Raw genomic sequence first — 14,217 nt, forward strand, 5'->3', positions numbered from 1 at the left:
TCTCTAGAGTTTGTCCAGACCGGCCCGCTCGTCGGAGCCGCGCCTTTCTGAATGGAAGGCCACTGCGGGGAGTCGCTCGATCTGAATCTCATTCCGGACGACCACCCGACCTGGAAAGCTACGAGGGGTCTGAGTAGCAGCGGAACAGAAAACCTGCACAAGCTCGGTGTCAGGCCTCATCGACACCGGCCGTGCGCGGGTCGCGCGGCGGCCGGAGTTCGCCTCGGGCGACAAAATCCGGCAGTGTGAGCCGGGAAGGTGGGCATCGACCGCTGCGCGGAGCGCAACCAGGCTCGGCGGCTCGTCAATTTTCTCCAGGCGCTCGACCGAGAGGTCCGGGCCGTCGGGCGTGGCGATGATTGTCACCGCCGAATTCACTGGCACGCGTTCGGCGGTCTCGCGGTAAGCGAGATCGAGACGCCGCGACAGCCTGGCGAGTTCCTCATCGGCCGATGCCGAAACGCCCACGGTGCGACAGATCGCCGGCCGCGCCACCTCCCAAGCAGCGACGGACAGCAGACCTTTTCTCGGATCCGCATAGCGCAGCGAACGAAGTGGGAAGACGTCGCGCCTGCGGATGGCACGGCGAAGGCCGTCGAGAACGCAAAGCCGATAGCCGGTCAGGTCCAATGAGCCATCGGCCGTCTTCATCTGGCCCAGCCATCCATTCGGTGCGAACACCGTGGGCGCCGGTCCTGGACGTTTGCGGCCGGAGTGACTGGCACGCAGGTACTTAACCGCCTCGAGCAACGGCCGGCCCGCCGGCGCCGCGCTGAGGTCAAGGCCGGCAAGGAGCGCGGGCGCGTATCCGATTTTGCGATGACTTTTCCGCAGCTCGGCGAAATAGGTATCATCGCGGGGTTCGGCGAGCGCCCCGACGCGCTCGACCGTAGTGACGAACGCGTCACGATCGATCAGATTGAACACGGCCCTGCGGACGTCATCGTCGGGCGTCTCCTCATCGAGAATAACGATCCCAGCATCGCGAAGCTTGAGCGCGGCGGCGTCGAGATCGCGCAGCGAGCGCAGCCTGGCCTCCTTCGACGCTGCGTCGGCCGGCGCGAACATCGAAGTGGCGACCGCATCAAACAAGTCGATGACATCGTCGCCGGCCGTCGCCTCCAGCGTCCTGACGAAGGCAAGGAGCGTGGCCGCACGCCGGTCGTTTGGAAGCCGCGCAACCACCTGCGCCTTTGCCGCAGCCGCGAAGCGCGCGAGCGCCACGATCTTGCCTGGCGGCAGGCGATCCGTTTGCGGAAGAGCGTTGGTGATCGTGCGGATCTCTTCCAGGCGGTTGAGCGCACGGCTGATTTCGCGGCCACTCTGGATATACGGGCCGTCGCGCAAGCGATCGAGCGGGCTTTGGCGCCCGCCATCGGGGACCGCGACGAGCTCGTCGAGGTTCGCGCGTTGCTCAGGCGTCATCGCCTCCATCAACAGGCGGTGCAGATATGAGTTTGCGCGCGTCCGAACCCTGGCCGCAGCGCGCCCAAGCACGGAGAGGCCCGGCAGCAGCACCTTGGCCTCAAGCAGCCATGCAACAGCGCGGTCGAACAGCGCCGAGGGGCGGTCGGCGCCCGTCCAGCACAGCGCATATAGAAAGCGATCGAGGCGGAACGCGATTCCAAAGTCGGCGAAGGCGCGGTAGCCGTAGCGCTCGCGGATGCGGGGCCGCGCGAGCGGGTTAGTCCGCTGGCGCTACGCCGACACCGCCCCCACGGGAGGAACGTCCAAGGCCTCGCGTAGGGCGGGCTGGCGGGAGCGGCTGACCGGCAGGGGCGCGCCCTCGCTCAGGTGCAGCCGCCAGCGGTCGCCGTCGCGCTCCAGGCGCTGCGCCTGGGCGAGATTGGCGATCACCGACCGATGGATGCGCAAGAAACTCCCCGGAAGTTGGGTCGCCAAGCCGTCGAGGCGAGCGGCGTGCAGCAGGCTGCGGCCGCCGACCAGCCGCAGCTCGACATAGTCGTCGGCCCCCACCACGGCCAGGATCTCGGCGATCGGCACCAGCTCGACGCCTCGGGCCGAGGCCACTGTCAGGCGGTCGGGGCGGCTGGCGGCGCGGGTCAGGGCGGCCTCGCGGCCCCGATCGTCGCGACCCAGCCGCACCACCTCGACCGTCAGCAACGGCAGCACCAGACCAGCGGCGAGCAGGAAGAACGAGATGTCGGCCAGCCATTCGGGGAACCCGAGGGCCAAAGCGAGAAACAGCGCCAGATAGGCCAGGGTCAGCCGCGCGCCGGGGACGCGCCGACGCACGCCCGCCGTGGCAGGCAGGGCGGCGAGCGCCACCCCCAGGATCAGCGCCCAGCCCGTCTTGATGTCGAAGCCCGGAAGCAGGGCCGTGGCGCCGACCACGCCCAGGGCCAGACCGATCATCAGACGGCGCGCCTTGGGCAGGAACCGGCCGGCCACATAGCTCACCAGCAGGACCGCGAAGGTGGCCGCCAGCACCCAAATGGCGCTCATCCGCCAGGCGTGCAGGGGATAAGGATAGTCGAACAGTGTCCTCAGGCTCTCGACAATGGCCTGCACGGCCGCGACCCCGGCCATGGCGGCCAGGACCAGGCTGGATCCCGTGCGACGCATGACGTGAATGACGCCGAAGCCGAACGCCGCGGCCAGCAGGGCGCCGGCCGCCAAGAAGGTTACCGCCAGCAGCGCGGGGCGCTGCGGATAGGGGTAGGGAAAGACGCCTATCGCGCTCATTGGACGGGCGAAACGCAGGCCGCCGTGGAAGGACGACAGGTGCATCACCAGTACGTTCTCGCCGGTCCGCCAGGCCGTCTCGCGGATCGGAAAAATCGCCTGGTAGCGCCCAGGAACCTCGTCCCGCGCCGTGGCGCCGGGGCGACCGTTGACGCCCAGGCGCTGACCGTTGAGCCAGGCCTCGGACGAGGCGACGCCCGCCAAATAGAGGGCGCGCGGCCGGGTGTCGGTGGGGGCGCTGACGGAGGAGCGGATCCAGAGCTCGCGGCCTTGGGGGTCGACGAAATCCTGGATCGGGCGGCAGTCACTCAGCACCGGGCCGGCCGGGCTGGGCACGCCATGACAGGCCTGCCACGGCGTCTCCTGGGCTCGGGCCAGGGTCGTGAGGCCGGACAGGACCAGGCCGAGAAGCAGGATTCGCCACATGCTCCCCACTCTACGGCGCCGCTCACCGAGATGGGCCGCCATTCGCCGGTGACTAGGCGCCGTTGACCGAAGCGGGGTGGCGGACGGCGCCACCGACGGCTCATCTGTCGGCATGACCCACACTTCGCTCAATCGCCGCGCCCTGCTCGCCGCCGCCGGCCTCGCCCTTCCGGCCCTGGCGTTTGCCCAGGTCCCGGCCCCGACCCAGACCCCCGCTCCAGCGACGTCTCCGCCGCGGGCCGGCCCCTTCCGCTTCAAGGGCTGGCAGGGTCAGGAAACCGACGCCGAGCGGGGCTTCTTCGAGGTTCCCGAGGATCGCCGCGATCCCGGCTCGCGGAAGATCCGGTTGAGCTATGTCCGGTTCGCCTCCACGGCGGCCAAACCGGGTCCGCCGATCATCTACCTGGCCGGCGGACCAGGCGGCATGGCGACGAGGGCGGCGGGCGGACCGCGCTTTCCGATCTTCATGGCCCTGCGCGAGGTGGCCGACGTCATTGCCTTCGACCAGCGGGGCACGGGCCTGTCCAACGCCATCCCGGAGCGGCCCGCCTTCACGCGCCCGCCGCCGGTGTTCACGGAGGCCGGGCTCACCTCCCATTTTCGCACGGAATTCCAGAGCGCCTGGGTCGACTGGACGAAGGCCGGCGTGGCCATGACCGGCTACAACACCGAACAGAACGCCGACGACATCGACGACCTGCGACGTCACCTGGGCGCGGAAATGGTCAACCTCTGGGGCATCAGCTACGGCACGCACCTGGCGCTCAGCATGCTCAAACGGCACGGCGACAGGGTGAACCGCGTGGCCCTGGCCAGCCTGGAGGGCCAGGACCAGACGGTGAAGCGGCCGGCGGCGATCGACGATCTTTTGCGCCAGGTGGACGGCCTGCTGGCCGCCGATCCGGCCGCCCGCGCCGCTGTGCCGGACCTGCCGGCCCTGATGCGCCGCGTGCACACCAGGCTGGAGGCGCGGCCAGTCGTGACAAAGGTCACGCTGAAGGGCGCGCCGGGCGAGATCAGGATGGGCGGCTTCGGCGTCCAGATGCTGGCGGGTGGGCTGATCGCCAATCCCAACACCCTTGCCATGCTGCCGGGTCTTTACCTCGCCCTCGACGCAGGAGAGACTGACATGCTGGCGCCGTTCCTGGGCGATGTGGCCGACCTGCTGAGCATAACCGGCATGCCCGAGGCCACGGATCTGGCGTCGGGAATCTCGCCGGGCCGGCTGGCCCTGGTGCGGCGGGAGGCGCGGGTCGCCGTGCTGGGCGAGGCGCTGAACTTCCCGATGCCGCAGCTGCTGGGCGCGGTCCCAGGCGTCGACCTGGGCGAAGGCTTCCGGGCGCCGTTCCGCATCGACCATCCCGCCCTGTTGGTCGCCGGTACGCTGGACGGCCGCACGCCGTTGGCCGAGCAGGACGAAGTGGCGGCCCAGTTCCAGCGCAAGTCACGGGTGATCGTCGAGAACGCCGGCCACAACGTCTTCGAGGCCCATCCCGACGTGCAGGACCTGCTGGTGCGCTTCTTCCGCGGCGAGGCCGTGGCCGACACCCGGCTGGCCCTGCCGCCGCCGAAGTTCCAGATGGCGTGATCGGGCGGCCGGCGACGAAGAGACCTGACGCGACCCCCTGAAACTCCCCCAGCAATAACTCGCCCGCGCGAGAAGTCCCGAACCTAGAGCATTTCCCGACCTGACTGCGTCAGGCTGTGAGCTCTAATCTTCTGTTTTGACGCATTTTTCTTCACGCGAACCGGAACCACTTCGCTCGAAAAATGCGCTAGGGCAGTCATCGGCGGAGGTGGAAGGTTTGGAAGTTGGAGCGGTCCCAGAGTCTCTTTCTGTTGAGGGTTTCGGATGATGGCCCATGCGCGGACTTGTGAGCTGGCGCTTGAGGGAAGCCTTCAGGGGAGGAAGCGGCGGTCAGTGCTCCGGGTGTGTCAGGCTATGGCGATAGCGGTTGTCACTGCCGGTCTGGCGGCGGCCGAATAGGCCTGGGCAGTGCCTGTGGACAGTCTCAAACGGCCAACAAGTCGGTCCCAAGCGGGGTGAAGCGTCGATGCTCGCGGCGGCTGAACGAAGCTTGAGGTGACGCTGGACGTGAGACGCAGCCGATCCCGCGCCAAGACCCAGGGTGATGGCGGAGCAGATGTCGAAGATGATCATGGCTCTGCTCATGAACTATAATGCGACTTGAGATTGATCTGGCGGGCGCGCCACGCGCCGCGCCCGCCAATGACCTCGATGATGCGCAGACCGCCACCGCAACACGGGCAGGTCAGGGCGGACGCGGTCTTGGGCTCCGGGGCTCGGGAGTCTGTTCGGGAAAATTACCCAGCGCACGCGCGCCGCAGCCATGCTTTTGCTGGTCCAGGACTGAAAGCTTACCCTCGACGACGACATCCGGCGCTACCTGCCAGAGATGCCAGACTACGGAACGCCGATCACCATCCGCCACCTGCTGACCCACGCCAGCGGCCTGCGCGAACGATGGAGCCTAATGGCCTTGACCGGAAATGGGCCCGGGACTCAAGCGCACACCATGACCATGATCCTCGACTTGGCGTCGCGTCAGAAGGGCCTCAACTTCAGGCCTGGCGCGGAATTTCTCTGTACCAACACCAACTACGCGATGGCGGCGATGGTCATCGAGCGGGTCAGCGGCCAGAGCCTTCGGCGGTTCACTGATCAGCGTCTCTTCCAACCGCTAGGCATGAGCCACACGCGCTGGCGGGAGGATTTCCGCACCGTCGTTCTAGGGCGCGCGACGGCCTATGCGCCAGCCGGCGACGGCTTCATCGCCAACATGCCGTTGACCAACGTCTACGGAAATGGCGGCCTGCTAACCACGGTCGGCGACCTGGGGCGCTATCCCGAAGAGGGCCTATCGATCGCCGTGATGGGCAATAACGGCGGGATCGATCCGATCGACATGGGCGAACGGGTCGCCAGGCAGGCCCTGCTGGCGACCGGCCACGCCGGAGCTATCGTTTCCGCGCCCAGGACGATCGCGGCAGCGCAAGCGCCGACGGCCGATCTCGCGGCCTACCAAGGCCTGTTCCGCAATCCTGTGACCGGCGAGCTAATCCAGCTACAGGCCGCAGATGGTCATCTGACGCTGAAACGCGGCGCATCCGAGGTGTTGGCCCCGCTGGGCGACAACCGCTTCCAGCGCCCAGACGGCGACCTCGTCACCTTCGCCAGGAGCGGTTCCAAGGCGGCCGAAGTCACGTTGAGCCACGGCGAGACCCGCCAGAGGTTCGTCGCCGTGCAGGCCGCCCAGAACGACAGCGCCGCGTTCGCCGGCTATGTCGGAATCTATTACTGCCCCGAGCTGGACACTCGTATTTCGGTCATCCTGCAGAACGATGTCCTGGTGATGCGTCAGCCTTTCGCGGTCGGGTGGATACTGAGCCCCAGCTTCGCCGATGGCTTCACGACTCGTCTGCGCGGAACGACCACTTTTGTGTTCGACAGAACGGCGGACGGACAGGTTAAGTGCTTTAGCGCATGGGCGAACGGCGTCCGTAACCTAGCCTTTGCCAAGCAATGAAGGCGGAACTGCGCCATTGGACCAAGCCGCTCGCGCGGCATGGGTGATCGGCGCAGACGCCGTAGATGGGGTCACTTTCGTGCAGTGCCCCTGACAGAGAGCTTGTGTAGGTTCTCTGTTCCGCTGCTACTCAGACCCCTGTCATATTAAATGTCTGCCGGGGTGATGCTCTTCACGCCCGCGTCACTGCTTGGGTAGTCGTCAGAGCTTGGGGTCAACCTTATCGAGGAGGGCGAGGGAAGTCGTTTTGCCCATGGTCCTTACCGTGCAGCGTCAACAGCAGACTGGCCTCCTGCCAGCGATAGAGGGTCAGGCTGACGCGGCGAAATGGCGTCATCAAGCAATCGGTCCAGTTATGGGCGCGGTTAATATGTCTTTCAGTCGCACCTCCATACATTGACCCGATGACTGGCAGTGAGATCAATGCGACCGAGGCCATGGCCTGGCCAGAGGCGGCGCCAAGGCGAACCCTTGGCCTAACCGCCGCCCTGACGGCTCTGGCGACGGGCCAGATCGGGGTGAGACTATGCGCCGGCGACACGCATAATCCAGAGGTCGAAGCCTTCAACGCCTTGGCCGAGCGGCTCGACCGCCTGGGCTCGGTTCTCCCTCCCGCCTCTAAGGCGCCCACATCTTTCTTGGAGTTGGAGTCTTTTGAGGCGGTCGAGGCAGGTCAAAGCCTCTACGTCGCCATCGTCGGGATCGACGGATTTAGCCGGTTACGACGCCAATTGGGTTCGAGCGTCGCGGCGTTGCTTCTGAACAGTCTCAGCGCCCGCCTGCGCGCCCACATGCCCAATGCGCGTATTGGCCGTGTGGGGCGCACGAACCTAGAGTTCGCCTTCCCTGCTGCCGGAGACGCCGAAGCAGAGCGCGCCTTGCTCATGCTCCGACCAATTTTGGAAGACCGGTATGAGTTGGAAAGCGGACAGGCTTTCGATCTGAACATGGCTTTGGGTTTAGCCGGCCGGGAGGCCTGCGGCGAGTTCGTCATCGAATGCGCCGCAGAAGCTCTCGCCCATGCCCAGTCGCAGCTGATCAAAGTCGCGCTCTATCGCGACGAGGATCGGGCGCGCTCCGCCGCTAGCCTGTCTTTGCTGCGCGATCTCCGTTGCGCGATCGAGGAAGAAAACCTCTCCCTCGTCTACCAGCCAAAGCTCTCACTGGCCGACAACAAGGTCCGGGTGGTTGAAGCGCTAGTACGCTGGCGCCACGAAACCCTTGGCATGGTCAGTCCGGATCGCTTCGTGACTCTAGCCGAGGAAACCGGTCTCATCGGCGACCTGACGCGCTGGGTGGTCCGCACGGCCATCGCGGATCAAGCCCGGCTGGCGGCCAGCGATCATGCGCTCTCGATCCACGTGAACCTTTCCGGTCAGATGGTCGCTGACGACGATTTCGCGGCCTGGCTACTCGCCGAGATCTCCCGCATTCCCTCGGGAGCGCTGGGCTTGGAGATCACTGAGACCGCCGTCATTGACGAACCCGAAAAGGCCCTGCGTAACCTCCAGGCCTTCGCAGACGCCGGACTGGTGATCGCCATCGACGATTATGGGTCTGGTCTGTCGTCGCTTGCCTACCTAAAGCAGTTGCCAGCCCATGAGCTGAAGATCGACAAGTTGTTCATCTCGCAACTAACCAGCAGCCACCGTGACCCGCTGCTTGTACGCTCAACTATAGATCTGGCCCATGCTCTGGGCATGGCAGTCACGGCCGAGGGCGTGGAAGACGCCATGACCCTGGCGCTTCTTAGGATGATGGGTTGCGACATGGCTCAGGGCTACTTGGTCTCACACCCCATCGCCCTGAGCGAGCTCATGAACTTCATGGATAAAGGCGACCACTTGCCATCTTCTGCAATTTTACCATTGATGTTTAAAGTTAATCCGTAGATTACCAAGTATAACTTATAGATAATGCAACTTTTACTCTGCCCCTTAACGGCCCAATAAGCGTACCCCTCCTAATCTTCGGCGACCTGAAGAACTTCGGGCTGGAGGGAAATCATGTTTAAGGTCAAATGTTTGAGAGGCCACACCTTGCGGTTGGTCGCCCTGGCGTCGGTATCAGTCTTTGCCCTGCCGGCCTTTGCTCAAGTCGCACAGAACCCTCCCGCGACTACGGTCGGCCCCGTCAAGCCGATGTACGGTAACCTTCGCGCCTTCTATGGCGACCTGACGCCCTATTACGGCAACATCCGCGGGTTCTACGGCAATCTGCGCCCGTTCTATGGCAACATCCGCCCGTTCTACGGCAACATCCGCGCTTTCTGGGGCGATGCCAATCCGTTCGCCGCCGACTTGGTCCCGTTCTGGGGCAAGCTTCGTGCGTTCGATAATGGCCTAAGCGCCCCCACGGTCGGTGATTACTGGACCAAGGCCGGCGGCGACTGGGATGGCGTGGAAGCCAGCTGGACCGTGGCCCAGACGGCCGGCGCCAGCGGCGACTACAGCCAGGCCGCCGCGCAACTGCGCAGCCTCGTCGTCTCCGCCGAGACCTTCTGGGGTTCGGCCGTTCAAGCCAAGACCGGCCAGTCGTTCCAGGCGGGCTTCGCCGCGCCCCTGCTGGCCAAGTATGGCCTCGACCTCAACGACCCGACCTCGCTGTCCAAGCTTTCGCAGTCTGACCGCTCGATGTTCTTCCTCGAATGGTACGACGGCCTGATGAACTTCACTGGGACCGACCATGTCGATCACTGGATGAAGACCGTCAATTGGACGCCGCAACTGACCCAGACCCAGGGCTATGGCGCCGACACGGTCATCGGCCTGCTGGATTTCACCGTCGCCGGCGACACGGTGATCCAGAAGAACATCGTCAAGTATGGCGGCGTCTCCAACTTCACCAACGGCCACGGCGCGGCCGTGGCCAGCTTGATGGTCGGCGCCCATGACGGCCAAGGCGTGATGGGGATCGCGCCCAAAGCCTCGGTCATCGCCTACAACCCCTTCGACGCCAGCGGCACGGCGGGTTGGGCCGATATCTCCAAAGGCATCGTGATGCTCACCCAAAACCGGGCGAGCGTGATCAACATGTCGCTGGGCGTGCCCGGTTCGACGCTGGATCAAGGCTGGAACGCGGTGTTCTCCGATCCCGCCGTCTCCGCGGCGGCCAAGAACGCTGTGTTCGTGGTGGCCGCCGGCAATGACGGCGTCACCCAGACGGCCAACATCAACTGGAACTTCGCCACCAATCCCAGCCTGATCGTCGTCGGCTCGATCGACCTAGCCGGCAATATCTCCAACTTCTCCAACACACCCGGCACGGCGTGCCTACTGGACAACAGCACCTGTAAGCCCGGCGACCGCCTGATGGACCGTTTCATCGTCGCGCCGGGCGAACTGATGCTGGTGTCGGATGACAAGGGCGGCGTCACCCGCATGTCGGGCACCTCCTTCGCCGCGCCGCTGGTCTCGGGGGCCATCGCGCTGCTGCAGGACCGCTGGCCCTGGCTGGCCAACTATCCCAAGGAAACGACCGACATCATCCTGAAGTCGGCCAAGGACCTCGGCGCGCCCGGTGTCGACCCGGTGTACGGCGTGGGTCTGCTGGACGTCACCGCCTCGCAGTCGCCCCTGGATTTCAACAAGCTCAAGTGGTATCAGGTCGACGACAAGGGCAAGCCCAAGGAACAGGCCCTGAAGGACGTCATCAAGACCGTGGGCGGTCTGCCCACGACCTTGACCGAAGCGTCCGTCAGCACCGTCGTCTCTACGTCGATGAGCGAACAGCAGCTAAAGTTCGACGCCAAGGGCATGTATTTCTACGCCTTCGAACCGCTAGGCGGCACCACCCGCGACTTCGCCATCCCGCTGTCGTCCAAGCTAATCGGCCAGAACGTCATCACGGCCAACGGGGGGCAGGAGCAGTTCCAGTCCTATCTGCTCAGCCGCATGAACGTCTGGGTCGCGGCTCAGGCCGCCGCTGGCGGCAAGACCAAGTTCGCCGCGGCTAACGGCTTCGTCGAAGACGCGCCGGTGCCCAACAGCTGGGGCATGAGCATGACGGTGTCGATCGCGCCGCGCCCGGCGCACTACGGCTTCCGGCAGGACGGTCCCGACTACCAGTCGCGGCTGAAGATCGCCGGCGAGAAGGTCGTCTCTCAATTTGGCTTCGGCGACGGCGCCGTGGCCCTGGCCAATGTTCGCGGGCTAAACTCGGCTTCGGACTATGACAGCGATCGCGGCGGGGCCAACCCGCTGCTGGGCCTGGCCTCGGGCGGCACCTTCGCCAACTTCGCCTACGCCATGAACGACAAGCTGCAGATCTCGGCCGGCACGACGCAGCGTGACGTGCGCCGCGACCGCAGCGACCTGCCGGGCCTGAACTTCATCGACACCGGCGCCGAGCGCTACCAGGCCTCGGCCCAGCATTTCGGGGCCGACTACGCGGTGCGCCCCGGCGTCAATGTGGTGGGGTCCTACACCCGCCTCCACGAGCGCTCGGCCTTGCTGGGAACCCAGTCGCTGGACGCCAAGGACTTCCGCCAAGGCACGACGACCGACGGTCTCACCTTGGGCGTGGGCGCGGACCTAGGTCATCGGACGACGCTAGGCATCTCCGGCACCGTGGCGCGCACGCGCCAGATCGGCGGCGGTCAAGCGATCCGCATCGAGGACGGCCTGACCTCTACCGCTTTCGAGATGGCGCTCACCAAGGTCGGCTTCATCGGCAAGAACGATGTGGCGCGGCTGACCTTTTCGCAGCCGCTGTTCGTCAACAGCGGCGTGCTCGGAACCTCTACGGTTCAGGTGATCGACCGCAGCACCGGGGCGATTGGTGTCGTCAATAATCGGATCGAGGTCGGGCAGTCGCGCCCCCTCGCGGGCGAGTTGCTCTACGGGCGTCAGATATTCCAGCGGACGTCCGACCTGAGCCTGTTCGGCCGTGTCGAGGTCAACCCTGGCGCGGTTGTCACCCAGACCTTCATGGCGGGCGGCCGGATCCGCATCGGCTTCTGAACCAAGGCCTGCGGCGGCACGTTCGTCGCAGGCCTTAGGCCAGCCTTAAGAGACTCCCGCTAAACTCCCGGTTCTAAAGGGAGACTTTCATGGCGGGCGAGAAGCAAATGCTCTGTGGTCTGATGGTCGCGGGCCTGTTGGCGGCGACCTCGGCCGCTGCCATGCCAGCGCCCGACCCCGGTTTCGACGGCCTCATCGATGCGTCGAAGATGGCAATGATGACCGATCCTCAGGTCGCCTACGACCTGGCCGACCAAGCGCTGCGGCTGGCCAAGACCGCGCCGGACCCCGACACCCACGCAACGCGCACCGCCACCGCCCAATGGCTCGAGGCAGAAGCCCTGATCCGGACCGAGCGGGCCGAGGCCGCCCTGCCCGTCATCGCCCAGGCGTTGGCGGCGATCCAGAAGAACCACCCCAACACAAAGCTGCATGGCGACCTGTTGATGGCGCGCGGCGGTGCCAAATCCGTCCTCGGGCAAGTCCAGCCAGCCTTGGTGGACTTCCTGGCCGCTCACCACGTGTTTGGGATCGCGGGCGAGGCTCGTGGCCAAGCCAAGGCGCTGCAGGAGATCGGCTCGATCTACCAGGACGCCGGCGACTACCCCCGCGTGCTGCAATACTATGATCAGTCGGCCGAAGCTTATGCGGCCGACCCTTCCCTTCTGGTTTCGGCCCACAACAACAAGGCCAACGCCCTCAAAGCGCTGAACCGGTTCCCCGAAGCGATTGGGCAGTACCGCCTGGCCCTTACGCAGGCCCGCAAGCTGGAAAGTCCAGCGCTCGAGGCTCACATCCTGACCAACCTGGCCTCCACCGAGGTCGCAGCGGGCGACTTGACTCGGGCCGACGCTGATTTGGCGCGAGCGCGGAACTTGACCAGCAGCGCCGCCGCTCGCCAGGAGCGGCCATTCATTGACGGCGTCGCGGCTCAGGCGGCCCTGAAGCGAGGCCAGTATCAACGCGCCGCCCAATTGCTGGAAAAAATCTTTGTCGGGGTCGATCCGACATCGACCAATCCCACCTATCGCGACTTCCACGAAGCGGCCTACCAAACCTACAGCCATCTCGGCGACGACCGCCAAGCGCTGATTCACCTCCGCGCCTTTAAGCGCATCGACGACGCAACGCGCAGCCTGGCCGCCGACACCAACGCCGCCCTGATGACGGCGCGGTTCGACTTCGCCAACCAGGATCTGAAGATCACGAAACTAAAGGCGGGACAACTTCAGCGCGACGTGGAACTGGCGCGGTCGCGAAACGTGGTCAGCACCGTGCTGCTGGTCGCCGCGGCGATCGTGCTCGCGCTGCTGGCCTTTGGCCTGGTCTCGATCCGGCGCAGCCGAAACGCCGTTCGGGCGTCCAACGTGAAGCTCAACGAAGTGAACGGCTCGCTGCAGAAAGCTCTGAAGGCCAAGACGGAATTCCTGGCGACCACGAGCCACGAGATCAGGACGCCACTCAACGGCATCCTCGGCATGACCCAGGTGCTCTTGGCGGACCGCAAGCTGGGTCATGACGTGCGGGAAAAAATCTCGATCGTCCACGGCGCCGGCGAGGCGATGAAGGCGCTGGTCGATGACTTGCTCGACGTCGCCAAGATGGAAACGGGCAAGGTCGCGGTGTCCACGGCCGAACTCGACGTCCATAACCTGCTTCGACAAACGACCCAGCTGTGGAAACAGCCCGCGACCAACAAGGGCTTGGTTCTGGAACTGGAGATTCAGGACGTTCCACTGCGGATCATCGAGGACGGCGCACGTCTCAAGCAGATCCTGTCGAACTTGATGTCCAATGCCATCAAGTTCACCGATCAGGGTTCGGTCACGCTTATAGCGCTTGTCGAGGGCCAGGGCGATGAAGCACGACTTTTGCTCCGCGTGGCCGATACCGGCATAGGCATCGCCGCCGATCAGATCGAGGAAGCGTTCGAGTCGTTCAAGCAACTGGATGGCGGCCTGACGCGCAAGCAGGGGGGCACCGGCCTTGGCCTGACGATCTGCCGCAACCTGGCCGCCGCCCTGGACGGCACGATCACTGTGGTCAGCGCGGTGGGGGCGGGCTCAACCTTTACGCTCAGTCTACCACTGCGCCCCGCGGCTATAGCGACGCCCGCTTTCGCTGCCTTGACTGGGGTCGTGGGCACGCTGTCCGACGCCAGGTTGCTGATCGTGGAAGCCAACCCCTTGGCTCAGAGCGTGATGCGTGCCCTGCTGCACGCCAAGGTAGCCGGGCTAGAGATGGCGTCGTCCGTGGCGCCCGCGCTTGAGTCGTTGCACACCAGCGCTCCAAATCTCATCTTGGTCGAAATCAGCGCCTTGGGACCCGACCTGACGACGCAGCTCAACGCCCTCGAGCAAATGGTGCGCACGGCAAATGGCGCCCCTATCGCTACCCTGTGCGCCTCACCCACACCCGACGTGATCGCAACCCTTCTTGACGCCGGCGCAACGCAGGTCTGGTCCAAGCCGATCAACGGGCCAAGCCTGTTGACTCACCTGGAAGCTCTTGCTGCGGCCGGCGCGATTGAACCCTCCACGGCGCAGCGCGCTTAGTAGTCAAGGTTGTTGTCGAGA

6 protein-coding genes and 1 pseudogene are annotated in these 14,217 nt (G+C 65.3%); 5 read left to right on the forward strand and 2 right to left on the reverse strand.

Annotated features, from left to right (window positions below):
* Positions 1 to 3: 3 nt before the first annotated feature.
* Together ACP696_RS10525 and ACP696_RS10530 are read right to left on the reverse strand one after the other, a co-directional pair.
* Entirely contained in the window at positions 4 to 1,665 is a 1,662-nt protein-coding gene (locus ACP696_RS10525) for a DUF4158 domain-containing protein (RefSeq protein ID WP_426043814.1), read from the reverse strand.
* A 33-nt stretch (positions 1,666 to 1,698) separates the two neighbouring features.
* Positions 1,699 to 3,132 (reverse strand): LytTR family DNA-binding domain-containing protein, encoded by a 1,434-nt coding sequence (locus ACP696_RS10530; protein ID WP_426009983.1) that lies wholly within the window; start codon positions 3,130 to 3,132, stop codon positions 1,699 to 1,701.
* A gap of 112 nt (positions 3,133 to 3,244) precedes the next feature.
* Between ACP696_RS10530 and ACP696_RS10535 the strand changes: the two genes are divergently transcribed.
* From ACP696_RS10535 to ACP696_RS10555, 5 genes and pseudogenes are all read left to right on the forward strand, one after another.
* Entirely contained in the window at positions 3,245 to 4,720 is a 1,476-nt protein-coding gene (locus ACP696_RS10535) for an alpha/beta hydrolase (protein WP_426043815.1), read from the forward strand.
* Between the two features lie 799 nt (positions 4,721 to 5,519).
* Positions 5,520 to 6,680: pseudogene (locus ACP696_RS10540) on the forward strand (serine hydrolase domain-containing protein); the annotation flags it as partial.
* A 404-nt stretch (positions 6,681 to 7,084) separates the two neighbouring features.
* Positions 7,085 to 8,572 carry an EAL domain-containing protein gene (locus ACP696_RS10545; RefSeq protein ID WP_426043772.1) on the forward strand — a complete coding sequence of 496 codons (1,488 nt, stop codon included), beginning with the start codon at positions 7,085 to 7,087 and terminating at the stop codon, positions 8,570 to 8,572.
* Positions 8,573 to 8,686: 114 nt separating this feature from the next.
* A complete protein-coding gene (locus ACP696_RS10550) occupies positions 8,687 to 11,641 on the forward strand; it encodes a S8 family peptidase (protein ID WP_426043773.1) in 2,955 nt (984 codons plus the stop codon).
* A gap of 89 nt (positions 11,642 to 11,730) precedes the next feature.
* Positions 11,731 to 14,196: an ATP-binding protein gene (locus ACP696_RS10555; RefSeq protein ID WP_426043774.1), complete on the forward strand. Its 2,466-nt coding sequence runs from the start codon at positions 11,731 to 11,733 to the stop codon at positions 14,194 to 14,196.
* Positions 14,197 to 14,217 lie beyond the last annotated feature (21 nt).

The organism is Caulobacter sp. DWR3-1-2, assembly GCF_049896225.1.
In the GTDB taxonomy this organism is placed as follows: domain Bacteria; phylum Pseudomonadota; class Alphaproteobacteria; order Caulobacterales; family Caulobacteraceae; genus Caulobacter.